The organism is Anaerolineales bacterium (assembly GCA_019637755.1).
Lineage (GTDB): Bacteria > Chloroflexota > Anaerolineae > Anaerolineales > UBA11579 > JAMCZK01.
The window spans coordinates 535,667-558,972 of the sequence record JAHBVC010000002.1 but is presented as its reverse complement, the minus strand read 5'-3'; the positions used below and the strand labels follow the sequence as shown (position 1 = coordinate 558,972).

Here is a 23,306-nt window from a genome sequence, read left to right as displayed (position 1 = left end):
ACTGTTCACCGATCACTAATCACTCATACTTTAAATGCTATGATTCGCCCCATGCTGCTTGCTCTGCTCAAAAACATGCGCCCAAAACAATGGGCCAAGAATGTGTTGCTGTTTGCCGGGCTGGTGTTTGACCGCCAACTCACCCGGCTCGGCCCACTGCAGCAGACGGTGTTGGGCTTTGCGTTCTTCTGCTTGTTGAGCAGCAGCGTCTACCTCATCAACGACATTGTGGATGTGGAGGCCGATCGCCGCCACCCTCAGAAGAAGCACCGCCCGCTGGCCTCCGGGGCGCTGCCCATGTGGCTGGCGGTGAGCGCGGCAGCGGCCTGCATACTGGTGGCCCTGGTGGGCGCCTTCTGGCTCTCGCCAGCGTTTGGCATCCTGTGCGTGATCTATCTTGCGCTCAATTTCGTGTACTCGGCCTGGCTCAAGCACATCGCCATCATTGACGTCATCGTGCTGGCGCTGTTTTATGTCATCCGTGTCGGCGCGGGCGTCACGCTGATCGATGTGGTGCGTTTCTCGCCCTGGCTGTATGTATTCACCACCTTCTTTGCCCTGTTCCTCGGCATCGGCAAACGCCGCGCCGAAATCAAGGCCAAAGGCGGCGCGCACACGCGTAAAGTGTTGGCGGGCTACACCGAGGAATTTCTCGACCAACTACTGCTCATCGTGCTCAGCCTGGCCATTCTGACCTACAGCCTGTACACCTTCTCCGCCCCTAACCTGCCCGATAATCACAGCATGATGCTGACCATTCCCTTTGTGCTCTACGGCTTCTTTCGTTATCTGTATCTGGTGCAGGTCAAACATTCCGGTGAAGCGCCGGAGGATATTCTGTTCTCTGACCGCCCTCTGCAAATTGACTTGGTGCTGTGGGCGCTGACCGTCTTGCTAATTTTCTACCTCGCATGAGCATGCCCGCCGGCACCGGGGCGGCCCCCGGCAAAGTGATTCTGTTTGGCGAGCACGCCGCGGTGTACGGCCAGCCGGCCATCGCCGTGCCCGTGCAGCAGGTGGCGGCGCGTGCCCTGGTGCGCCCGCTATTCAATGCGCCCAGCGGCCGCATTCGTATCCAGGCGCCTGAAGTAGGCCTGGAAGCTGACCTGGACGAGCTAGATCCGCAACACCCACTGGCCGCCGCGGTGCACTTCACCCTGCAGGCGATGGGCGTGCAGCGCCCGTTAGCAGTGACCATCAAGGTCAGCTCCACCATCCCGGTGGCGGCCGGGCTCGGCTCCGGCGCGGCGGTGAGCGTGGCGATTGCCCGCGCCCTCTCCGGCTTCCTCGGCCACCCGCTGGCCGATGAGCAGGTCAGTGCCGTGGCGTTCGAAGTGGAAAAAATCCATCACGGCACACCTTCGGGCATCGACAATACCGTGATTACGTACAACCAGCCGGTGTACTTCATCAAAGGGCAGCCACTGCAGACCTTTACGCTGGGCGCGCCGCTGAATCTCGTCATCGCCGACACGGGCATCCCCAGCCCCACCAAAATAACTGTGGGCGATGTGCGCAGCGCATGGCAGGCTGAGCCGGAGCGCTACGAAGCCTTGTTCGCCGAGATTGGCGCCATCACCAATGCCGCCCGTGCCGCACTGCAACAGGGCGAGCTGGCCACGCTGGGCGAGCTGATGAACCAAAACCACGGCTTACTACAACAGCTCAACGTGTCCTCGCCAGAGTTGGACGCTCTGGTGGCCGCGGCACGCGCCGCAGGCGCCCTGGGCGCCAAACTCTCCGGCGGCGGGCGCGGCGGCAACTTGATCGCGCTGGCCGCCGGCGACCCGGCGCCACTGCAGGAAGCCCTGCAGACCGCGGGGGCCAGCGCCACGCTGCACACGGTGGTGGCATGAGCGAGCTGGTCTTCCTGAAGCTGGGCGGCTCGCTGATCACAGACAAGCACACCGAGGCCACGTTGCGTCCGGATGTGGTGCGCCGCATCGTGCAAGAGATTGCCGCGGCGCGCCAAGCCAACTCCGGGCTGCGCATCGTGCTGGGGCATGGCTCGGGCTCCTTTGGGCACGTGCCCGCCAAAAAGCATGGCACGCGCCAGGGCGTTAATTCGCCCGAGCAATGGCTGGGCTTTGTAGAAGTGTGGCGCTATGCCAGCGCGCTCAACCAAGCCATCATGGGCGCGTTGCAAGCCGTAGCTGACCAGCCTGCCATCTCTTTTGCGCCCGTCAGCAGCGTGCTGGCGGCGGGCGGCGGCGTGCAGAGCTGGAACCTGCAGCCCATCCGCGCCGCGCTGGCGGCGGGCATCATCCCCGTGGTGTATGGCGATGTGATCTTCGACACCCAGCTAGGCGGCACGATCCTCTCCACCGAAGATTTGTTCGTGCACCTGGCCGCCGAGCTGCAGCCTGCCCGAATTCTGCTGGCCGGCAACGATGCTGGCGTATACGACCGTTATCCCGATGGCACAGTGGTGCCGCGCATTACGCCTGCCAGCTACGCCAACATGAACGCGCTGCCCGGCGCCTCCGCCGCCACCGATGTAACCGGCGGCATGGCCAGCAAAGTGGAGAGCATGCTGGGCATCGTGCAGGCGATGCCGGCGTGCCAAATCAGCATCTTCTCTGGTATTGAAGACGGCAATATTCAGGCCGCCCTACTAGGAGAGCAGTTGGGAACGCTAATAGCCAGTGATGAATAACAAGTGAGCAGTGAGTAGTGATCGGCAATCAGTGCTTAGCGAACTGACCATCACGGACTGCTTCACCGATTGACTGCTCCCTGATTGACTGCTCCCTGCTCACTCTTTCCTGATTAACCCCGATTGACAGTCCCATAGCCATCAACTAGACTTTTCATAAGATGATTATTACTCGCCAACTGCTTGAACAGTTCGAAGACCAAACGCTGGCTCCCTATGGCATGCGCAGCCGCGACACCAAGGGCCGCGAGTACCCCGACAACGAGCCGGAGTACCGCACTACCTTTCAGCGCGACCGTGATCGCATCATCCACACTACGGCCTTCCGCCGCCTGGAGTACAAGACGCAAGTCTTCAACAACTTTGAGGGTGACTACTTCCGCACGCGCCTGACGCACACGCTGGAAGTGGCCCAGGTAGGCCGCACCATCGCGCGCGCCCTGGGCGCCAACGAAGACCTCATCGAGGCCATCTGCCTGGCGCATGACCTCGGCCACGCCGCCTTCGGCCACTCCGGCGAAGCTACGCTCAACGAGTTGCTCAAGGATCACGGCGGCTACGACCATAACAAGCAGTCCTTCCGCATCGTCACCAAGTTGGAGCGCCGCTTCCCCAACTGGCCCGGTCTCAATCTCACTTGGGAAGTGCGCGAGGGCATCGTTAAGCACGAGACCGAGTATGACGTCTCCGATGCGACCGACTTCAACCCGGAGCTGCGCGGCAACCTGGAAGCGCAGATCGCCAATGTGGCCGATGAGCTGGCCTACACCACGCACGACCTGGATGACGGCCTGCGCTCCGGCATGATCCATCACGAGATGTTCAGCGATCTAGCGCTGTGGAAGCTGGTGATCGAAAGCGTGGGCTGGGATGGCAAGGGCGAGATGAGTGAACTCATGCGCCATCAGATTGTGCGCCGCCTGGTCGGCATCCTCATCAGTGATGTGCTTGAGGCCACCAATGCGCGCATTGAGGCGGCGGGGGCCCAAAGCGTGCTGGATCTTCAGCAGTTGGATCACAACGTCATTGGCTACAGCACCACGATGCTGCCGATGAACAAGGAGCTCAAGAGCTTTTTGTTCAAGAACTTGTATAACCACCCACGTGTGCGCGGTATGGCTGAACATGCCCGCAATGCGCTCATCACCATCTATCGCGCCTACGTAGCCAAGCCTGAGATGCTGCCGCCGGATTTCCAGGCCGCCATTCCCAGCCGCGGCCTCGAACGCGCCGTGTGTGATTACATCGCTGGCATGACCGACCGTTTTGCCGAGCAAGAAAACAACCGGTTGAAAGGAACCACCAGCTTGCCATGAGCTCCCCCCACGAGTTTTACCTAACCGAAGAAGGCATTCAGAAACTGAAGGCCGAACTGGAGGAGCTGAGCGGCCCGCGCCGCACCGAGCTAGCGCAACGGCTGCGCACCGCCATCCAGCAGGGCGACCTGTCTGAGAATGCGGATTACTCCAAGGCCAAAGAGGACCAGGCCTTTTTGGAAGGCCGCATCCAGGAGATCAACACCATTCTGGGCAACGCGGTCGTAATCAGCGACAAGGGCACGCCGGATGGCGTGATCGGCATCGGTTCCACGGTGACCTTGAAAGAAAAAGGCCGCGAGCCCGTGAAGTACTTCCTGGTGGGCGCCCAAGAGGCCGACCCGCGCAACGGCAAGATCTCCAACGAGTCGCCGATTGGCAAGGCGCTGCTCGGCCACAAAGCCGGCGAGAAGGTAGAAGCGCAGACGCCGGCCGGTGTGCTGGTCTTTGAAGTGGTCAGCGTGGAATAGAGCGCGGCTCGCTATCGGTAAACCCAAAAGAGCCAGCGTATAGCTGGCTCTTTGGATTCAAATGGCGGCGGGGTCAGCGGCTTAGGCCAGTCCCGGCGGTAGATAGATCGTGAACTCGGTTTCGGGCTGCACCAGTATGCTATACGGCCTGCGTTGCTCCTCGAAACTGGCCACGCCCAGGCGCTCCAGCGCCTCAAAGCGCGCGTCTACCACTTCGCCAGGCTGCATGTTTAGCCGATCGTGCCAGATGCTGTAGCTGCCCAGCTTGCCATCGCGGCGCGTGTAGTAGCCGCGTAGCGGATGGGTGAGATACACCAGCGCCGTCTCCTCATCGGGGAAGCCAGCATGCTGCTGAGACAAACCGAAGGTTTGTCTCAGCTCCAGCGCAGCGCCGCCCCAGGCTGAGCGCGTCTCGATGGCGTAGTGGCTGTAGCGGCCATCGGTGCCTAGTGTGCAGTCAAAGTGCATGCGCCCATGATGCCAGGGCAGATTCCATAAGTAACGGGGAATCACTACAGTTACCGAATCGAGCAGGCTGCCCAAGAACCACACGCAAGGCTCACCGGTTGTGCGGTCAGTGACATACACGCGGTAATTGATCTGCCCGAAGCGAAACTGTGGGGAAGGGTAGGCGGCCAGCCGGAAGTCAAGTTCCTGAAACGGGACAACCGAAATCAGTGCGCGTTCTTCACCTTGTACTGGGACGGTGAGCAACTCAAAGCGCTCATGCACTAGCGGGCGCAAACGCTCTGGCGGCACGGCATAAGTGATGATGGCAAAGTGCAGCAGGGTGCTGACCACGTCAATGCCGCGCGGCTGCGGCTTGGGCCGCGCTACCTCTGCGAGGCGCAGGGCTTGCATTTCACTCAAGCGCGGTGAGCTGGCCATCGCTGCCCAGTTGCTGCACACGCAGCTCGGCTTGTTCCAGCAGCGTGCTGCAATGCTGGCTGAGCGCCTGGCCGCGTTCATACAATGCCAGCGCCGCGTCCAGATCGCCCACTTCGGCTTCCAGTTGTTGCACGATAGTTTCGAGTTCTTCTAAAGCCTGGTCATAGCTCAGGCTGCTGATCTCTTTGGGCTTGGCCATTAGTCTTCCTTCGTTTCCTTGACTTCAACATGGATGCGGCCGCGCTGTACGCGCACATCCAGCGCTGCACCGGGCTGCACCTGGCTCGCTTGGCGCACCAGCCTGCCCTCCGCCGTGCGCACCACGGCGTAGCCGCGCTCCAGCACCGCCAGCGGGCTCAACGCCTGCAGCCGCGCCGTGTGGCCTTGCAGCGTGGCGCGCAGCCAGCGCGTGCGTTGCGCCAGGGCGCGGCCGCTGCGCAAGCTGAGCTCATCCAGTTGCTGGCGGGCTCTGTTGATCTTGGCGATGGGCGTTTGGCGTTGTAGCCGGCTGTGCAGGGCGGCCAACCGCGCTTGTAACTCTTGCAAATCTGGCGTGGCTAGCTCGGCAGCCGCGGTGGGGGTGGGGGCACGCAGATCCGCGGCAAAATCGGCAATGGTGACATCAGTCTCATGCCCCACACCGCTCACCACAACGGCACGCGTGCGCACGATGGCGCGTGCCACGATCTCACTGTTGAACGCGTCCAGGTCTTCCAGCGAACCGCCGCCGCGCACCAGCAGGATCAACTCGGGTTGGGCAAACTGGTCCAGCAGGCCCAGCGCCTCGGCCACCAGGGCGGCTGCCGAGGGGCCTTGCACCTGCGTGGGCGCCAACACCACCTCGGCCAGCGGGTAGCGGCGCTCCAGCGTGTGCAGCACGTCTTGCAGCGCCGCCCCGGTGGCCGAAGTGACGATGCCGATGCGCTGCGGCCAGGCGGGCAGGCTGCGGTTGCGTTCAAACAGGCCTTCCGCCTTCAGCCGGTTCTTGAGCTCAATGAATTTCTGGTACAGCGAGCCTTCGCCGGCCGAACGAATCTCATCTACATACAGCTGGTAGCGCCCCTGCGCTTCGTAGATGCTCAGGCCACCGTGCACTTCGATCTGGTCGCCGTTTTTAGGGATCTGTGCTTGCAGCTCGGCGGTGCTGCGCCACATCACGCAGGGCAGGGCGGCATCGCGGTCTTTCAAGGTGAAATACCAATGGCCAGATTGCGGGCGCGAGAAGTTGGACACTTCGCCCTGCACCCACAGGTTCTGGAACACATCCACAGACTCAATCGCCCGGCGCAAACCGCGGGTGAGCTCAGTCACCGTGATGGCTTTGGGTTCAGGGGTGAACAGGTCCATCTGTTGCATGCGAGCAGGATACTTGCCGCACGCGGGCGCGTCAAGTTTTTACGGCTGTCTGTCAAGGCTGCAGCCTCTGCCAGGGTAGATCATCTTGTCATTCCGAACGAGCGGCGCAGCCGCGAGGAGGAATCCGATATGGCAATGCAATAGAGTCGATGGCTTTTACCCTAAAGGATTCTTAGCCTTCGGCTATTGCGCTCGGAATGACACCCCGTCCTCAAAGTACAATTCACTCATGCAGCGCCTCTTCTCCCCGTGGCGTAAACCCTATATCCAAAGGGATAAAACCATGAATGATGGCTGTGTCTTCTGCCAGGTCCTGACCCAAGCGGATAGCGCCGAGACCCTGGTCTTGCACCGCGGCGCCGATGCCTTCGTGATGCTCAACCGCTACCCCTACACTAGCGGCCACCTGATGGTCTTGCCGCTGGCGCATGTCGCCCGCTTGGATGCGCTGACCCCAGCAGTGCGCGCCGAGATGATGGAGTTGCAGACGCAGGCCGTGGCGCTGCTCGAGGCGGTCTATGCTCCGCAGGGCTTCAACCTGGGTGCCAACCTTGGCTCCGCCGCCGGCGCCGGCATTGCTGAGCACTTGCATCTGCACATCGTGCCGCGCTGGGCCGGCGATACCAACTTCACCGCCACCGTGGGCCAGACCCGCGTACTGCCCGAAACGCTCGAAGAAACCTGGCAGCGCCTGCGCGCCGCCTGGAAGTAAGCCCCAAGGCCTGAGGTACACTTTTCACTCTGGCAGTTCCGCCAACCCCACACAGGATGGTTATGACCCAAGATAAGCACAATCAGCCCGTTATTCTCAGCGCGGTGCGCACGCCCATTGGCAAGTTCCTCAGCGCCTACAGCACCCTCAGCGCGCCGCAGCTCGGCGCCATCGCCGTGAAGGCGGCGCTGGAGCGCGCCGGGTTGGATGGCAGCACCAAGATCGATGAAGTCATCATGGGCAACGTGGTCTCGGCTGGCTTGGGTCAGGCACCCGCCCGCCAGGCCAGCATCTTTGCCGGCATCAGCCCCGAAGTCGGCGCCACCACCGTCAACAAGGTGTGCGGCTCCGGCCTCAAAGCTGTGATGATCGCCAGCCAGGCCATCAAGGCGGGTGACGGTGATTTGTTCGTCGCCGGTGGCATGGAGAGCATGAGCAAGGCGCCCTTCCTTGTGGACGGGCGCGGCGGCACGCTGCGCTATGGCAGCACTCAACTCACCGATGCGCTGCAGTTCGATGGCTTGTGGGACCCCTTCGAAGATTGGATTATGGGCGACGCGGCCGAGTTCATCGCCGATGAATATGAAGTTACCCGTGAGGCGATGGATGAATACGCCCTCGGCAGCCACCAGAAAGCCGTGGCCGCCATTGAAAGCGGCAAGTTCAAGAACGAAATTGTTCCCGTTGAGATCAAGACCAAAAAAGGCGTCACCGTTGTAGACACGGACGAGTCGCCGCGCCGTGACACCTCGCTGGAGGTGCTGCACAAGCTGCCGCCCGCCTTCCAGGAGGGCGGTAAGGTGACCGCCGGCAACGCCCCCGGCCTCAACGACGGCGCCGCCGCCACCGTGATTGCTAGCCGTGCCCGCGCCGAGGAACTGGGCGTCAAGCCGCTGGCGCGCGTGGTGGGCTACGCCCAGGCCGCCGTAGACCCCAAGAGCATCTTCATCGCTCCGGCGCACGCCATTCCGCGGCTGCTGGAGAAGATTGGCTGGACCCTGGCTGATGTTGACCTCATCGAGCTCAACGAAGCTTACGCTGCCCAAGTATTGGCCGATGGCTACGCCCTGGCCGATAAAGGCTGGGACTGGAGCAAGGTCAATGTGAATGGCGGCGCGATTGCGCTTGGCCACCCGCTGGGCGCCAGCGGCGCTCGCCTCCTGGCTACGCTCATTTACGCCCTGAAGGACCGCGGCCTGAAGCGCGGCATCGCTTCGCTGTGCCTCGGCGGTGGCGAGGCTGTGGCAATGGCGATTGAGTTGGAGGACTAAGATGGAGAAAGCCGAGCGTCAAGCCCTAATTGAGAAATACGCCAGCGCTTTCGACGAGTTCGAAGCCGCACTGAACGCTATCCCCAAAGAAGCCTGGCTGTTCAAGCCCGCGCCCGATGCGTGGAGCGTGCACGAGAACATCATCCATCTGTTGGATAGCGAGACCAACAGCTTCCTGCGTGCCCGCCGCCTGGTGGCCGAACCCGGCCTGCCGCTGATGGCCTACGACCAGGATCTGTGGGCCGTCAAGCTGGATTACCACTCCGAGAATATTGAAGATGCGCTGGCGCTGACTCGCCTGGTGCGTAAGGTCACCTATGACTTCATCAAGAACCTGCCCGATGAGGTCTGGAACAATACCGTAGTCCACCCCGAATACGACGAGCCGTATACCTTTGAAAAGTGGCTGCGCATCTATTCCAACCACCCGCGCGCCCATGCTCAGCAAATCACTGAGAACTACCGCGTCTGGCAAGAGCAACAGACTAATTGACTAATCGACCAGGCGACTGGTTGATTAGTCGATTGGTCTGTAGATACTGAGGAGTCTTAATGGCAATCAAGAAGATTTTCGTCATCGGCGCGGGTACTATGGGCAATGGCATTGCCCAAACTGCCGCAGTCTCCGGCTACCAGGTCACCATGATGGATGTGGCCGAGGAGTACGTGCAGCGCGGCATGAGCACCATCGCTAAATCGGTTGAGAAGCTGGCGGAGAAGGGCCGCATCACCGCCGAGCAGAAGCAGGCCGCGCTGGACATTGTGCCTGTGACGGATATCAAGGGCGTCGCCGAGACAGACTTGGTCATCGAGGCCGCCACCGAGAATCCTGAAATCAAATTCAAGCTCTTTCAAGATTTGGATGCCATCGCCCGGCCCGAAACGGTGTTGGCTTCCAATACATCGTCTATTAGCCTCACCAAGCTGGCTGCCGCTACCAAGCGGCCAGACAAAGTGGTGGGTATGCATTTTTTCAACCCTGTGCCGCTCATGTCGCTCATCGAAATCGTGCGCGGCTTGGGCACCAGCGATGCCAGCGTGGAGCTGGCGCTCGAAGTCGGGGCGCAGATGGGCAAGACCCCCGTCGTAGTCAATGACTCGCCCGGCTTCGTCTCCAACCGCGTGCTGTGCCCCATGATCAACGAAGCCATCTTCGCCCTCGAGGAAGGCGTCTCGGATGCCGAGGGCATTGATACGGTCATGAAGCTGGGCATGGCGCACCCCATGGGCCCGCTGACCCTGGCTGACCTTATCGGTCTGGATGTCGTCCTCTACGTGATGGAAGTGCTGCAGCGCGATCTGGGTGACAGCAAGTACCGCCCAGCCCCGCTGCTGCGCCGCATGGTGGACGCGGGTTACCTCGGCCGCAAGAGCGGCAAAGGCTTCTACGAGTACAAGTAACACTCACACCCAGGTTATTCGCAGAACAATCTTGGCAAAATATTCAGCCCTCTCCCTCATGGGAGAGGGCGCGTTGCGTGGGCGAAGCCCACGCAAGCGGGTGAGGGTCTCTCCCCTGATAAAATTCCTCTATGACCCAATACGAAGTAGTCATCGGTCTCGAGACCCACATCCAGCTCAACACCGAGAGCAAGATTTTTTGCTCCTGCAGTGCCGACTCGTGGGGCGCTGACCCCAACACCAACATCTGCCCGGTGTGCAGCGGCCTGCCCGGCGTGCTGCCTGTGCTAAACGAAGGCGCCGTGCGCAAGGCCGCCACGCTGGCGGCCGCCATGGGTGCCGAGCTGCAGCCCATCTCGCACTTTGACCGCAAGAACTACTTCTACCCAGACCTGCCCAAGGGCTATCAGATCTCGCAATACGATATGCCGCTGGCCAATGGCGGGTATATGGACTTGCCGACTGCCGAAGGCACGCGCCGCATCGGCATCCATAAGCTGCACCTTGAGGAAGACGCTGGCAAGACCGTGAACCGCGCCGATGGCGCCCGCCTCATCGATTTCAATCGCTGCGGCGTGCCACTGGTCGAGATGGTCACCGGGCCAGACCTGCGCTCGGCTGAAGAGGCCGCCCAATACCTCATCCGCCTGCGCCAACTGCTGCGCTGGCTGGGCATTTCCGAGGCAGACATGGAGAAGGGCCATCTGCGTGCAGATGCCAACGTCTCCATCCGCCCGGTGGGCAGCGATGTACTCAACACCAAGACGGAAATCAAGAATGTCAACTCCATCGACTCGCTGCGCTCGGCCATCGAAGTTGAGATTGAACGCCAAATCCGCGAGGTGGAAGCGGGCGGTAGCATCCAACCGTGGACGCTGGGTTGGGATGAAAACAGTGGCACGCTGAGCAAGATGCGCTCCAAGGAAACCGAGGCGGATTACCGCTACTTCCGCGAGCCCGACCTATTGCCGCTGGTGCTGGATGACGCCAAGCGCGCCGAGATCATTGGCGCCCTGCCGGAGCTGCCCCTGGCGCGCCGCCAGCGCTTCATCGCTGAGCTCGGCCTGCCCGAATACGATGCCGATATCCTCAGCGGCGAGCGTGCCCTCTCCGATTACTTCGAGGCCGCCGCCGCGGCCTACGGCGGTGACATCAAACGTGTCTCCAACTGGCTGATGAATGATGTGCTCGCCATGCTCAACGAGAGTGGCGAAACCGCTGCCCAGCTTAAGTTGACGCCGCACTACTTTGCCGAGGTGCTCAAGCTGATGGACTCGGGCGCGGTGAATACCCCCACTGGCAAGAGTCTGCTGCTCAAGGTACAGGCCAGCGGCCATGCGCCGGCGGACATCGTCCAGGCCGAAGGCCTGGCCCAGGTCAGCGATGAAGGCGAGCTGCGCAAGATTGCCGAAGACATCATTGCCGCCAACCCGGACAACGTGGCCGCTTTCCGAGGCGGCAAAGACGCGCTCATGGGTTGGTTTGTAGGTCAGCTGATGCAGCGCACCAAGGGCAAGGCGGACCCCAAGGCGGCCGCCCGCATCCTTAGCGAACTGCTGCGCGCATGACCCACAGTGCTGTGCAGGGCGAGTTTCGTATTCAGCCTGCCGAGCACACACATTCGGCTGCCATCCAAGCCCTTGTCCGTTCGTCGGGCATAAATCCCACCGGACTCGCTTGGGAACGTTTTTTGGTCGCTCTGGATGCGGCGGGCGAACTCATCGGCTGCGTACAAATCAAGCCGCACCGCGATGGCAGCCGCGAGCTGGCTTCCCTGGCGGTCGCACCCCAGTGGCAATCACGGGGCGTGGCGCGAGCGCTGGTAGAAGCCATCCTCGCCCAGCATCCCGGCACACTGTACCTGATGTGTCAGGCGCGCCTGGGTGTCTTCTATGAGAAGTTTGGATTCAGTCGTATCCGCGCAGACGAAATGAGCACCTACTTTCGCCGCATCAGCAAGCTGGCTGGGGTAGTCTTGGCTATGCGCGCAGCAGAAGAACAGTTGCTGATTATGCGCCGGGATGCACAATGAGCAGGCCACTGGTGCTTTACGATGGCTACTGTGCGCTGTGCAACCGCAGCGTTGCCTTCTTGCAGGCCTGTCAACGGCCGGATGCACTGGAGTACGCCTCGCTGCAGTCGCCGCGCGGCCAGCGTGTGCTGGCCGCCGCAGGCCTGCCACTGCAGGATTACGACAGTGTTGTCGTGCAGGACGGTGAGCGCGTCTACCTGCGCTCGGCGGCGGCGCTGCATTTGCTGCGCTACCTGCGCTCCCCCTGGCCGCTGCTCGGCGTGTTGCGTATCGTGCCCACCTTCTTGCGCGATCCCATCTACAACTTTGTGGCCCATAATCGGCATAAAATTGGCAGATCGATTAATTGATTAATCAATTAATCGATTGAACCTACTATGCGCCTCCCCAAACTCTTTTCGCCCCTCGGCCTATTCCTGCTCGCCTTTGTCCTGCGCCTGATTCCGGTCATTGCCGCCATCAACCTGCCGATCGGCCTGGACGACATGTTCCAGTACGACATGCTCGGCCGCAGCCTGGCCGCCGGCGAAGGCTACCGCTGGTACGCTCAGCCTGATCTTGACCTCATTCGCAGCTACATAGATATCGATTTCATTGCGCCGCAGTACGACCCGCGCGGCCTGGAGACTTCGTTCCGTGCCCCGGCCTATCCCTTCCTGCTGGCCGGCGTATACACAATTAGCGGGCTGGAAAGCCGCCTGCTGGCCGCCCGCCTGGCCAACGCCGCCCTGGGCGCGCTGCTGGCGCCCATGGCGTATGCCCTGGCACGCCGTCTGTTCCCCGAGCACGAGCGCGCCGCTCGCTTTGCCGGCATCGCACTCGCCGTGTACCCCATGCTGCTTATTTACCCGCTCGCGCTCGCCACCGAGAATCTTTTCTTCCCGCTGGTTCTCGGCGGCCTGCTGGCCTTGCTGCGTGCCGCCGAGAAGGGCAGGGCGCGTGATTGGCTGCTGGCTGGCGTCATTCTCGGCGCCGCCACGCTGACCCGTTCCGTCATCTTTGCTTTTGCCGGCCTGGCCGGGCTCTGGATCTGGTTTGGCCTGCGCAATTTCCGCGCCGCGGCGCTGTATGGCCTGGCGGTGTTTGCGCTGGTGCTGCCGTGGACCATTCGCAACACCCTGCTGGAAGGTCAGTTCACTTTCGTCGAGAACTCCATGGGCTACAACCTACACATGGGCTATCACCCTGAGGGTACCGGCACCTTCCAATACGGCATCTCGGTAGAACTGCTGCCCTATTTGGATGATGGCGAGCGCAACACACTCGGCACGCAAATGGCGATGCAATACATTGAAGATGACCCTGGCCGTGTGCCCTATCTCATGGTGCGCAAGCTTGGCTACTTCTTTGGCCTGGAGCGGCGTGCCATCAGCTACTTCTACACCAACAACTTCTTTGGCAACATCCCCTCGCTTCCTTTGGTGGGCGTGTTCCTGGCTTTCACCCTGCCGTTTCCCATCATCACCACGCTGGCCGCCGCGGCGCTGCCTTTTGTGCGCTGGACGCGGCAGCGCATATTGGCCTTGCTTCTATTAACTGGCTACATCTTGCCGCATGTGCTGCTCATGGCGGAGGACCGCTTCCACCTCGCCATCCTGCCAGTATTGGCTGTCTACGCCGGCTATGCCTGGTCGCAGCGCGCTGAGCTGTGGGCTGGCGCGCGCCGCAGTCTGCCGCGGATGCTCGCCGCCGCGCTGCTCGTCGGCCTGTTGTGGTTGAATTGGGGTTTGGAGCTGCACCGCGACGCAGACAAGCTGCAACAACTATTTGGGCCAGAAGGCAACCGCGCGGGGTTCTCATACTGACATGAAAAAACTCTTCGATTTCAACGTAAAGTTTGATCGTGAGGTGGTGGCACTCACCATCGTCAGCACGTTGCTGCTGATGATCGATTACTACCAGCGGCTGACGCCCGTCAAAGTGATTGACCGGGTGGCGCTCTATCTCATCATTCCGCTGGGCATTATTGTGTTCGCCTTCCGCCGCCCAGTGGGGGAGTACGGCTTCCAGTGGGGCGATTGGAAGGCGGGCCTGGCGCTCACCGGCCTGGTGGTGCTCATCGGCGCCCCGATCCTCTGGTATGTCGGCCGCAACGATCCGGCGATGGTGGCCTATTACGCCCACCAAAGTGGCCCGGCTGCCGCGCTGTATACCTTCCTGGATCTCATCGGCTGGGAGTTCTTTTTTCGCGGCTTCCTCCTCTTCGGCTATGCGCGTTATTTTGGCGCCAATGCCCTGTGGCTGGCGGCGGTGCCCTTCGCCCTGGCGCATATCAGCAAGCCGGCGCTGGAGACCTATTCGACCCTTTTTGGTGGGGTATTATTTGGGCTGGTTGCCTGGCGCACGCGCTCCTTCGTCTACCCCTTTCTGATCCACTGGTTTGTCTCTACCTTTACCATTGTTGCGGCCGCCAGCCTGCGCTAGCGGATTCGGGCGTTGACAGTTCCCCCGTTGTCCTCGTATAATATCCGCCGCTCTACTGGTAGGGCCACCCGTGCGCGGTTTTGCACGGTTTCTGCCCCGGCAGACTTACTTGCTGGGGCTTAGTTTTGAAAATTTACCTTGGAGAAGTTGTTCATGCGTTACGCAATTATTGAGAGCGGCGGCAAGCAGTACAAGGCTGTCGAAGGTGAAACGATTGAGGTCGATCTGGTAACCGAGGAAACCGGTAAGCAGATCGAAATTGGCCAGGTGCTGCTGATCTCAGACGGTGACAACATTCTGGTGGGCACGCCCACCGTGGCCGGCGCCAAGGTGACCGCCACCGTGGTGGATGACACCCAAGGTCCCAAGATCGTGGTCTTCAAGTACAAGCCCAAGATCCGCTACCGCGTGCGCACTGGCCACCGCCAGAAGCTCACCCGCCTGATGATCGATAGCATCCTGATCGCTGGCGAGACGCGCAGCAAGCCCGCCAAGGAAGAGGCCCCCAAGGCCGAAACCAAGCGCACCCGCAAGCCGGCGGCTAAGAGCACGGCGGCCAAGAGCGCGGCCCCCAAGAAAACTGCGGCTAAAAAGACCGCCAAGAAGAAATAACCTTCGGAGTAGAGACCAATGGCACATAAAAAAGGCGGCGGTTCCAGCCGCAACGGTCGTGACAGTCATGCGCAGCGCTTAGGCGTGAAGAAGTTTGGTGGCGAGCAAGTCAGCGCTGGCAACATCCTCGTGCGCCAGCGCGGCACCAAGATCCACCCGGGCCAGAATGTCGGCTTGGGCAAGGATCACACCATTTTCGCCACCATTGACGGCCAGGTGGTTTTCGAAACCATCTCCGCCACGGGCCGCAAGCGCGTCAGCGTGATGCCCGCCAACGGGGAAGCCAAGTAAGGCCAATAGCAATTGAAGCGCTTGCCGTTAGAGCGTTGAAAGGAAACACATGAAGGCTGAGATCCACCCCACATACTACCCAGAGGCCAAGGTCGTTTGCGCCTGCGGCAATAGCTGGAACACCGGCTCCACCAAGGCCGAGATTCGTGTCGATATCTGCTCCAACTGCCATCCGTTCTACACCGGTGAGCAGCGCATCGTCGATACCGAAGGTCAGGTCGATCGCTTCTACAAGCGTTTGGAAGTGCGCACGGAGTACAAGAAGACCCGTGATGCCGCCCAGGCCGCCAAGACGTCGCCTGAGCGCCCGTTGGCGGACTTCGAGCTCACCAAGAAGACCCTCGAGGCCTACAAGGCCGCTGGCATCGTCAACGCCGGCCAATTCATCGAGAAGCTGGCCGGTGGCGATGAAGCCCTGCTGGCCCTCGACGGCGTAGGCCGCAAGGGCCTGGCCGACACCAAGAAGGCGCTGAAGCGTGCTGGCTTCAGCCTGCCCGAAGGCAGCGAAGCCGAGGCTGAAGCCGAAGCGGAAGCCGCCGAGTAATCACCGCAAGCTTAAAAAGCGCTCCCCAACCGGGAGCGCTTTTTGATTCGCCAGCCGGCCGCGCGGCTTTCTAGTACACTACCCCTATTCGCGCTTGAGGTGAGCATGGAAAACAAAACTGGCCTGTTGGAAGTCATTACTGGCTCAATGTTCTGCGGCAAATCGGATGAGCTGATTCGCCGTCTGCGCCGTGCCAGTATCGCCCAGCAGCACATCCAGGTCTTCAAGCCCGCCATCGATGATCGCTATGCCGAAGCCAAAGTGGTTTCGCACGCCGGCAATGAATTTGACGCCGTGCCGATCCACACCGCGGCCGATATTCGCGCCCAGCTTAAAGCGGAGACCACCGTGGTGGGCATCGACGAAGCCCAGTTCCTCGATGAGGAGATCATCGCCATCACCAAGTACATGGCCGATAACGGTGTGCGCGTCATCGTCGCCGGGTTGGATACCGATTTCCGCGGCGAACCCTTCGGCAGCATGCCCGCCCTCACCGCCCTGGCTGAGCGCGTCGATAAGCTGCACGCCATCTGTATGGTGTGCGGTGGCGATGCCAGCCGCACCCAGCGCCTGGTCAACGGCCAGCCCGCCAATTACAATGACCCCATCGTGATCGTCGGCGCCTCTCAGCTCTACGAGGCGCGTTGCCGTGCTCACCACCAGGTGCCCAACTAGCCATGCCACAACTCCCGCCGCCGTATCAGGAACTCCTCGCCGAAACCTTGATTGCCGAGGCGCCGCTCCAGGCGCGCATTGCCGAGCTGGGCGCAGAGATCAGCCGCGATTATGCCGGCCAGGATCTGGTGCTGATCTGCATTCTGCGCGGCGGGGTGATGTTCCTCACCGATCTGGTGCGCCACATCAGCGCTCCGCACATGATGGATTTCATGGCGGTCTCCTCCTATGGGGCCGGGGCCCGCAAGAGCAGTGGCCAGGTGCGCATCACCATGGATCTGAGCATGGACATCGCCGGGCGCAATGTGCTGCTGGTCGAAGACATTGTGGATAGTGGCAATACCATCGCCTCGGTGCTCAGCCTGCTGCAGGCCCGCAAGCCCGCCAGCCTCAAAGTGTGCAGCCTGCTGGATAAGCCGGCCATGCGCCAGGCCGAAGTGCCCATCGACTACACCGGCTTCAGCATCCCCAACAAATTTGTCTTCGGCTACGGCCTCGATCTGGATGAGTACTATCGCAACCTGCCCTTCATTGGCGTTGTCGATACACAAAAGTACAATCCCCCCAAGTAAACTCGCGGCCCCGTTGCCGCCCCTGCCATGAGCACGCCGCCCACTCCCCAACTGCCGCCGCTGGTGCAGCAGGTCTGCCATGCCTTGCCCGCCGGCCACGCGCTGTACCTGGTGGGCGGCGCCGTGCGTGACCTGCTGCTTAACCGCGGCGTGCACGACCTTGATTTTGTGGTGCCCGGCCCGGCCATCCCCTTGGCGCGCAAACTGGCCAATGCCCTCGGCGGCCACTTCTACCCGCTGGATGCGGCCCGCGATGCCGGCCGCGTGCTGCTGCCGGATCAACACGCCGCACTCGATTTCATCACCCTGCAGGGCGGCAGCCTCGCCGAAGACTTGGCTCAGCGCGATTTCACCATCAACGCCATGGCGCTCAGCCTGCCCGATGCCACTCTGCATGACCCGCTGGGCGGCGCGGCAGACTTGCGCGCCAAATCCTTGCGCATGGCAGGCCTGCAGGCCTTCCACACTGACCCAATCCGCATCCTGCGTGCCGTACGCATGGCGGCCAGCTTCGGCCTACAGATCGAGCCGCAGACACGCCAGGCGCTGCGCGCCGCCGTGCCGCAGCTGGGCCAGGTATCCGCCGAGCGCCAGCGCGATGAGCTCTTGCGCCTGTTGCAGGCGCCTAAACCCGCCACTTCGCTGCGCGCCCTCGATCTGTTCGGTGCGCTGTCGATACTCCTGCCCGAGTTGGGGCCCCTCAAGGGCCTGGGCCAATCCGCGCCGCACATTTACGATGTCTGGGAGCACAGCCTGCAAGTGGTCGATAAGCTCGGCCTGGTGTTCAGCGCGCTGGACGATGCCTATCCCGCCGAGGGGGTGGGGGAGCTGGTCAGCGGGCTGACTGTGCTGCGCCTGGGGCGCTTCCGCAACGCGATCAGCCAGCACCTGGCCGCCGAGGCCGTGCCCGGCCGCCCGCGGCGGGCGCTGCTGCTGCTGGGCGCCCTGCTGCACGATGCCGGCAAGGCGCTCACTCGTAGCGTGGAGCCGGGTGGGCGCATCCGCTTCTTTGAGCACGAAGTGCGCGGCGCCGAGCTGGCCGTGGCCCGCGCCCAGGCACTGCATTTCAGCAATGGCGAAGTAGAGTATCTGCACACGCTGATTAGCCAGCACATGCGCCCCTTTCTGCTCACCCAGGTGGGCACGCCGCCCAGCCGCCGCGCCATCTATCGCTTCTTCGAGGCCAGTGGGCCCGTCGGGGTGGATGTGTGTCTGCTGGCCCTGGCCGATCTGCTCGGCAAGCGCGGCCCGCACGTGGACGAGCCTGAGCTCACCGCCACGCTGGATACCCTGCGCGCCCTGTTGGCGGGCTACTACGAACAGGCCGAAGAAGTGGTCTCACCGCCCGCGCTGCTCAACGGTAACGACCTGATGACTGAGCTGGGGCTCAAGCCCGGCCGCAAGGTCGGCGAGATCCTCAAGGCGCTGCGCGAGGCCCAGGCCATGGGCAAGGTGCCAGATAGGGATGCCGCGCTGGCTTTTGCTCGCCAGCAGGTTCGCTCCGGCCAGAATTAACATCATTCCGAGAAGCAGTGTGCTGCTATGCATGCCCGCCCGGCGCGCAGCATGCTTCGCGCGTAGACTCGCCTAGCACGCATATTTGTCATCCCGAACGAGGCCGTTAGGCCGAGGAGGGATCTGTCAGAGGCTGTTTTTGAGTGTTAGATACTTTGGCAGAGCGGATGTGTGTGGCAGCATGCTTCGCGCGTAGGCTCGCCGGGTACGCATATTGTCATCCCGAACGAGGCCGCTAGGCCGAGGAGGGATCCGTTAAGGGCTGTTTTGATTGCTAGATACTTTGGCAGAGCAGATGGTGCGGGTAGTGCTTTTCCACAGATGAGCTGCAGGATAAGCAGTGAAGTACGGATTCCTCACCACTCGCTGCGCTCGGGTTCGGAATGACAGGTTTTTAGTTTGCAATTGTGATTTGAAGTAGCGAACAAAGCGCTAAAATTTACCCAGCATGCAAATCAGCAATCACCCCACCATCAGCACCACGGCGGACCTGCGCCCGACCCATGTCCAGATCGATCTGGCGCGGCTGGGCAGCAACCTGCGCGCCATCCAGGCGCATGTGGGCGCCGCCCAGGTCATGCCGATCCTCAAAGCCAATGCCTACGGGCACGGCCTGGTGCGCGTAGGGCAGTATATGCAGAGCCTGGGGGTGGCGCGCATTGGCGTTGCCTATCTCGAGGAGGGTATCCTGCTGCGCGAGGCCGGCGTCACCACGCCGATCCTGGTGTTGGGCGGCATCCTCGGCAGCCAGGCGCCGCTGTTCCTGCAGCACAACCTGACCCTGACGGTATCCTCGATCCAAAAGCTGGAGCAGGTCGAGGCAGCCGCCGCCGCCGCGGGCGTCACCGCGCGCGTGCACCTCAAGATCGATACTGGCATGGAGCGCATCGGCGTGCACTACTACAACGCCGAGGGCCTGCTGGAGGCCACGTTGGCTTGCAAGCATGTTGCCGTCGAGGGCATCTTCTCGCACTTTGCTAATGCTGATGCCGCCGAATTAAGCTCGGCGCGTTTGCAAGTAGAACGCTTTCAGGAAGTGCTGCGCTTCTACGAGCGTCACAGCCTGCCCACGCCCGTGCGCCATATGGCCAACTCCGGTGCGGTGCTGCAGTTGCCCGAAAGCTGGCTTGATATGGTGCGCCCCGGCATCCTGCTCTACGGCGTCTATCCCTCTGCCCAGGCGCAGCGCAGCGTGGCGGTGCAGCCGGCGCTCACCTGGGCCTCGCGCATCGTCTATTTCAAAGTGGTGCGCCCCGGGCACCCGGTCAGCTATGGCTCCACCTGGCAGAGCGATCACCCGGTGCGCGTGGTGACCGTGCCGGTGGGCTATGGCGATGGCTACTTCCGCGCCATGTCAGGCAAGGCCCAGGTGCTGATCAAAGGCCAGCGCTATCCGGTGGTGGGCACCATCTGCATGGATCAGTTCATGGTCAATATCGAGCACGACTCAGCCTTCAACGAAGATGAGATCATCCTGGTGGGCCAGAGCGGCGAGCAACACATCACCGTGGAAGAGTTGGCCAGTTGGGCGGGCACGATCCCCTACGAGATCCTCACCAATATCAATACGCGCGTGCCGCGCGTCTACCTGCAAGATCAAACGCCCTGAAACCTGCGTACGGCGCGCAGCGGGTAGAATTAGCGCTTATCCACGCGTCTGAGGGCCCATGACATCCAAAACTCCTGAAACAAGCCTCAACCTGCGCAGCTATATCAGCCTGGGGCTGATTGCTGGCACAGTGATCCTGCTCGACCAGCTGACCAAATCCTGGGTGCGCACCCACCTGGCCCTCGGCCAGACCTGGATGCCGTGGGAGCCGCTGGCGCCCTATGCGCGCATTGTGCACTGGCAAAACAGCGGGGCCGCCTTTGGCATGTTCCAAAATGCCGGTGGCCTGTTTGCGATCTTGGCGGTGCTGGTAGCAGCCATGATCATTTACTACTTCCCGCGCCTCGGCCCGCAGGATTGGGCCGTGCGCCTGGCGATGAGCCTGCAACTGGGCGGCGCCCTGGGCAACCTGATCGATCGCTTGCAACATGGCTACGTCACCGATTTCATTTCGGTCAGCACCTTCCCGATCTGGAACATTGCCGATGCCAGCATTACCTGTGGCGTGATTGTGCTGATCCTGGATGTGGTTTGGTTCAACCGTGGTCGCCAGGATACGGCGTCCACTCCCGTGCAGGGCGATGACCGAGCCAGCCGCTGAGCACATCCATCACCTGGATGTGCCCGATGGCCCGCAGCGCCTGGATAAATTCCTGGTAGCGGCGCTGCCGCAGTACTCACGGGCGCGCGTGCAGGCGCTGATCAAAGCTGGCCACGTCTTGGTGAACAACAAGCTGGCCAGCAAGGCCGGCCAAAGCCTGGAGGGTGGCGAGCGCCTCGAGGTGCAGGTGCCGCCCGCCGCTCCCAGCGAGCTGCAGCCCGAAGCCATTCCGCTGGATGTTGTTTTTGAGAATGACGATGTGCTCATCGTCAATAAGCCTGCGGGCATGGTTGTGCATCCGGCGGCCGGGCACCGCAGCCACACGCTGATCAATGCCGCCCTGGCGCATGCCCCTGAGATCGAAGGCGTGGGCGGCGAGCTGCGCCCCGGCCTGGTGCACCGCCTGGATAAAGACACCTCGGGCCTGATCGCCCTGGCCAAGAACGACGCCGCCCAGCAGGCCTTGCAGGCCCAGTTCCAGCAGCGTTCGGCGCAGAAAAGCTACCTGGCCCTGGTGGACGGCCAGCCCGCCACGCCGCAAGGGCGTATCGAAGCGCCGATCGGGCGCGATCCGCGCGAACGTAAACGCATGGCGGTGATGCGCCCCGGCCGCGGCCGCGAAGCGGTGAGCGAATACCGCACGCTGGAGAGCTTCCCCGAGCACACCCTGCTCGAAGTGGATATTCACAGCGGGCGCACCCACCAGATCCGCGTGCACCTGGCCTTCATCCACTGCCCGGTGGTGGCCGATACCGTGTATGGCCGCCGCAAACCCAGCCTGCCGCTCAAGCGCCAGTTCCTGCATGCGGCGCGCCTCGGCCTGGTGCTGCCCGGCGAAACGCAACCACGTACCTTCAGCGCGCCCTTGCCGGCCGATCTAGAGCACGCCTTGAATAACTTGCGCGCCAGAGGGTAGAGGCGCAATGGTGTGGTGCTGCGCTGCGAAGTAGCGCAGCATTGTTGCCAACGCAGTTTGTCATTCCGAACGAGCGGCGCAGCCGCGAGAAGCCGCAGTGCATTCCTGCGGAAGAATCCGTACTGAAATGGTTTGTGCTCCGGGCCATGTGCGGCAACTCAAAACTAGTCCTTAACGGCTTCCTCGCGGCTTCGGAATGACAGAATTCCTTTAGTGCCAGGTTGCGCCTTTAAACACGCGCTGCGAGGGTCCTTCGCTGTGCTCAGGACGCACAAAGAAGCAATCAGCAATAAAGATGGCGTAGCTACCGGCTCGCCCGAGCATTAACGCTTTAGAATACGCCCATGCGAATCGACCTGCGCTCCGATACCGTCACCCAGCCCACCCAGGCCATGCGCGACGCCATGTACACCGCCGAGCTTGGTGATGACGTCTATGGGGAAGACCCCACCGTCAACCGCCTGCAGCAACTGGCCGCCGAGCGCACCGGCAAAGCCGCCGCCCTGTTCGTGCCCTCTGGCCACATGGGCAACCTGGCCGCCTTCCTGGCGCACTGCCAGCGCGGCGATGAGCTCATCCTCGGCGCTCTTTCGCACCCCTTCAACTCCGAGACCGGCAGCCTGGCGGCGGTGGGCGGCATCCAGCCGCACACCTTGCCCAACCAGCCGGATGGCACCCTGCGCCTTGAGGACATCGCCGCCGCCATCCGCGCTGACGATGTTCACCAACCGGTGACGCGCCTGATCTCGCTGGAGAACACGCACAACCGCTGCAATGGCGTGGCACTCACGGTGGAGTACACCCAGTCCGTAGCCGCCCTGGCACAGCGCCACGGGTTGAAGCTGCACCTGGATGGGGCGCGCATTTTTAATGCGGCAGTCGCGCTGGGCGTGCCGGTCAGTGCGCTGGCCGCCCCGGCCGATTCGATCACCTTCTGCCTCAGCAAAGGGCTGGCCGCGCCGGTGGGTTCGATCCTGTGCGGTGACGAAGCCTTCATCTACCGGGCACGCCGGGCGCGCAAGCAACTCGGCGGCGGCATGCGCCAGGCCGGCGTGCTGGCCGCCGCTGGCATTGTGGCGCTCACCGAGATGGTAGACCGCCTGGCCGAAGACCATGCTCGCGCCCTGCGCCTGGCCGAAGGCCTGGCCGAGTTCAAGCCGTTCAATGTGCCGCCCAGCCACACCAACATCGTGCGCTTTCAGTTGGCGCCCGGCGGCGGCGTAGACGGCGCCAGGCTCACCGAGGCGCTGGCCCGCGATGGGGTGCTGGTAGACTATGACCATTACGAAGGCTTCCGTCTGGTGACGCATTACGGCATTGAAGATGCCGATATCGAAGCCACCCTGGCTGCCTTCGCCCGTAACCTTTAGCCTGGATTAATCCAGCCGCACGGGCCGGGCAGTGGCTACTGTTATAATTGGGCTTATTGTCCATTTCGCCGTCTT

Annotated in this window: 27 protein-coding genes; 24 read left to right on the top strand and 3 right to left on the bottom strand. The window is 62.1% G+C overall.

Annotated features, from left to right (window positions below):
• Nucleotides 1-51 precede the first annotated feature (51 nt).
• From KF821_10655 to greA, 5 genes are all read left to right on the top strand, one after another.
• On the top strand, nucleotides 52-915 hold the full coding sequence (locus KF821_10655) for a decaprenyl-phosphate phosphoribosyltransferase (protein ID MBX3006271.1): 864 nt from the start codon (nucleotides 52-54) through the stop codon (nucleotides 913-915).
• On the top strand, nucleotides 912-1,856 hold the full coding sequence (gene mvk / locus KF821_10650) for a mevalonate kinase (protein ID MBX3006270.1): 945 nt from the start codon (nucleotides 912-914) through the stop codon (nucleotides 1,854-1,856). Before KF821_10655 ends, mvk begins: the two co-directional genes overlap by 4 nt.
• Nucleotides 1,853-2,656: an isopentenyl phosphate kinase family protein gene (locus KF821_10645; GenBank protein ID MBX3006269.1), complete on the top strand. Its 804-nt coding sequence runs from the start codon at nucleotides 1,853-1,855 to the stop codon at nucleotides 2,654-2,656. Before mvk ends, KF821_10645 begins: the two co-directional genes overlap by 4 nt.
• Nucleotides 2,657-2,817: 161 nt before the next feature.
• Nucleotides 2,818-3,972 carry a deoxyguanosinetriphosphate triphosphohydrolase gene (locus KF821_10640; GenBank protein ID MBX3006268.1) on the top strand — a complete coding sequence of 385 codons (1,155 nt, stop codon included), beginning with the start codon at nucleotides 2,818-2,820 and terminating at the stop codon, nucleotides 3,970-3,972.
• Entirely contained in the window at nucleotides 3,969-4,442 is a 474-nt protein-coding gene (greA, locus tag KF821_10635; GenBank protein ID MBX3006267.1) for a transcription elongation factor GreA, read from the top strand. The genes KF821_10640 and greA overlap by 4 nt, the downstream gene beginning before the upstream one ends.
• 81 nt (nucleotides 4,443-4,523) lie before the next feature.
• Here the strand turns inward: greA and KF821_10630 are convergent, their stop codons facing one another.
• The 3 genes from KF821_10630 to xseA are packed head-to-tail and all read right to left on the bottom strand — an operon-like array spanning nucleotide 4,524 to nucleotide 6,686.
• On the bottom strand, nucleotides 4,524-5,303 hold the full coding sequence (locus KF821_10630; GenBank protein MBX3006266.1) for a DUF2071 domain-containing protein: 780 nt from the start codon (nucleotides 5,301-5,303) through the stop codon (nucleotides 4,524-4,526).
• Nucleotide 5,304: 1 nt separating this feature from the next.
• Nucleotides 5,305-5,529, bottom strand: coding sequence for an exodeoxyribonuclease VII small subunit (locus KF821_10625; GenBank protein MBX3006265.1), 225 nt, complete (start codon nucleotides 5,527-5,529; stop codon nucleotides 5,305-5,307).
• Nucleotides 5,529-6,686 carry an exodeoxyribonuclease VII large subunit gene (gene xseA, locus KF821_10620; GenBank protein ID MBX3006264.1) on the bottom strand — a complete coding sequence of 386 codons (1,158 nt, stop codon included), beginning with the start codon at nucleotides 6,684-6,686 and terminating at the stop codon, nucleotides 5,529-5,531. Before xseA ends, KF821_10625 begins: the two co-directional genes overlap by 1 nt.
• A 229-nt stretch (nucleotides 6,687-6,915) precedes the next feature.
• On the opposite strand from xseA, the gene KF821_10615 reads away from it, so the two are divergent.
• From KF821_10615 to ltaE, 19 genes are all read left to right on the top strand, one after another.
• On the top strand, nucleotides 6,916-7,398 hold the full coding sequence (locus tag KF821_10615) for an HIT domain-containing protein (GenBank protein MBX3006263.1): 483 nt from the start codon (nucleotides 6,916-6,918) through the stop codon (nucleotides 7,396-7,398).
• A 62-nt stretch (nucleotides 7,399-7,460) separates the two neighbouring features.
• Entirely contained in the window at nucleotides 7,461-8,669 is a 1,209-nt protein-coding gene (locus tag KF821_10610) for an acetyl-CoA C-acetyltransferase (GenBank protein MBX3006262.1), read from the top strand.
• 1 nt (nucleotide 8,670) lies between these two features.
• Nucleotides 8,671-9,162 (top strand): DinB family protein, encoded by a 492-nt coding sequence (locus KF821_10605; GenBank protein MBX3006261.1) that lies wholly within the window; start codon nucleotides 8,671-8,673, stop codon nucleotides 9,160-9,162.
• A gap of 59 nt (nucleotides 9,163-9,221) precedes the next feature.
• On the top strand, nucleotides 9,222-10,070 hold the full coding sequence (locus tag KF821_10600) for a 3-hydroxybutyryl-CoA dehydrogenase (GenBank protein MBX3006260.1): 849 nt from the start codon (nucleotides 9,222-9,224) through the stop codon (nucleotides 10,068-10,070).
• Nucleotides 10,071-10,201: 131 nt separating this feature from the next.
• Entirely contained in the window at nucleotides 10,202-11,638 is a 1,437-nt protein-coding gene (gatB, locus tag KF821_10595; GenBank protein MBX3006259.1) for an Asp-tRNA(Asn)/Glu-tRNA(Gln) amidotransferase subunit GatB, read from the top strand.
• The gene (locus KF821_10590) at nucleotides 11,635-12,102 is read left to right on the top strand and encodes a GNAT family N-acetyltransferase (GenBank protein MBX3006258.1); all 468 of its coding nucleotides are present in this window, start codon (nucleotides 11,635-11,637) and stop codon (nucleotides 12,100-12,102) included. The genes gatB and KF821_10590 overlap by 4 nt, the downstream gene beginning before the upstream one ends.
• Nucleotides 12,099-12,452, top strand: coding sequence for a DUF393 domain-containing protein (locus KF821_10585; GenBank protein MBX3006257.1), 354 nt, complete (start codon nucleotides 12,099-12,101; stop codon nucleotides 12,450-12,452). The genes KF821_10590 and KF821_10585 overlap by 4 nt, the downstream gene beginning before the upstream one ends.
• Nucleotides 12,453-12,479: 27 nt before the next feature.
• Nucleotides 12,480-13,907, top strand: coding sequence for a glycosyltransferase family 39 protein (locus tag KF821_10580; GenBank protein MBX3006256.1), 1,428 nt, complete (start codon nucleotides 12,480-12,482; stop codon nucleotides 13,905-13,907).
• A gap of 1 nt (nucleotide 13,908) precedes the next feature.
• The gene (locus KF821_10575) at nucleotides 13,909-14,526 is read left to right on the top strand and encodes a CPBP family intramembrane metalloprotease (protein MBX3006255.1); all 618 of its coding nucleotides are present in this window, start codon (nucleotides 13,909-13,911) and stop codon (nucleotides 14,524-14,526) included.
• A gap of 147 nt (nucleotides 14,527-14,673) precedes the next feature.
• A complete protein-coding gene (gene rplU / locus KF821_10570; protein MBX3006254.1) occupies nucleotides 14,674-15,138 on the top strand; it encodes a 50S ribosomal protein L21 in 465 nt (154 codons plus the stop codon).
• Nucleotides 15,139-15,156: 18 nt separating this feature from the next.
• Nucleotides 15,157-15,429, top strand: a complete 273-nt coding sequence (gene rpmA, locus KF821_10565; protein MBX3006253.1) for a 50S ribosomal protein L27 — start codon at nucleotides 15,157-15,159, stop codon at nucleotides 15,427-15,429.
• Between the two features lie 49 nt (nucleotides 15,430-15,478).
• Complete coding sequence (gene rpmE / locus KF821_10560; GenBank protein MBX3006252.1) at nucleotides 15,479-15,973, top strand: 50S ribosomal protein L31; 495 nt, start codon at nucleotides 15,479-15,481, stop codon at nucleotides 15,971-15,973.
• 105 nt (nucleotides 15,974-16,078) lie between these two features.
• Nucleotides 16,079-16,648 carry a thymidine kinase gene (locus tag KF821_10555; protein MBX3006251.1) on the top strand — a complete coding sequence of 190 codons (570 nt, stop codon included), beginning with the start codon at nucleotides 16,079-16,081 and terminating at the stop codon, nucleotides 16,646-16,648.
• 2 nt (nucleotides 16,649-16,650) lie between these two features.
• A complete protein-coding gene (gene hpt, locus KF821_10550; GenBank protein MBX3006250.1) occupies nucleotides 16,651-17,220 on the top strand; it encodes a hypoxanthine phosphoribosyltransferase in 570 nt (189 codons plus the stop codon).
• A 27-nt stretch (nucleotides 17,221-17,247) separates the two neighbouring features.
• Complete coding sequence (locus KF821_10545) at nucleotides 17,248-18,735, top strand: HD domain-containing protein (GenBank protein MBX3006249.1); 1,488 nt, start codon at nucleotides 17,248-17,250, stop codon at nucleotides 18,733-18,735.
• Nucleotides 18,736-19,183: 448 nt separating this feature from the next.
• Entirely contained in the window at nucleotides 19,184-20,344 is a 1,161-nt protein-coding gene (alr, locus tag KF821_10540) for an alanine racemase (protein ID MBX3006248.1), read from the top strand.
• A 58-nt stretch (nucleotides 20,345-20,402) separates the two neighbouring features.
• Complete coding sequence (gene lspA / locus KF821_10535; GenBank protein ID MBX3006247.1) at nucleotides 20,403-20,945, top strand: signal peptidase II; 543 nt, start codon at nucleotides 20,403-20,405, stop codon at nucleotides 20,943-20,945.
• A complete protein-coding gene (locus KF821_10530; GenBank protein MBX3006246.1) occupies nucleotides 20,926-21,861 on the top strand; it encodes an RluA family pseudouridine synthase in 936 nt (311 codons plus the stop codon). The genes lspA and KF821_10530 overlap by 20 nt, the downstream gene beginning before the upstream one ends.
• Before the next feature lie 344 nt (nucleotides 21,862-22,205).
• Nucleotides 22,206-23,231 (top strand): low-specificity L-threonine aldolase, encoded by a 1,026-nt coding sequence (gene ltaE, locus KF821_10525; protein ID MBX3006245.1) that lies wholly within the window; start codon nucleotides 22,206-22,208, stop codon nucleotides 23,229-23,231.
• The last annotated feature ends 75 nt before the right edge of the window (nucleotides 23,232-23,306 follow it).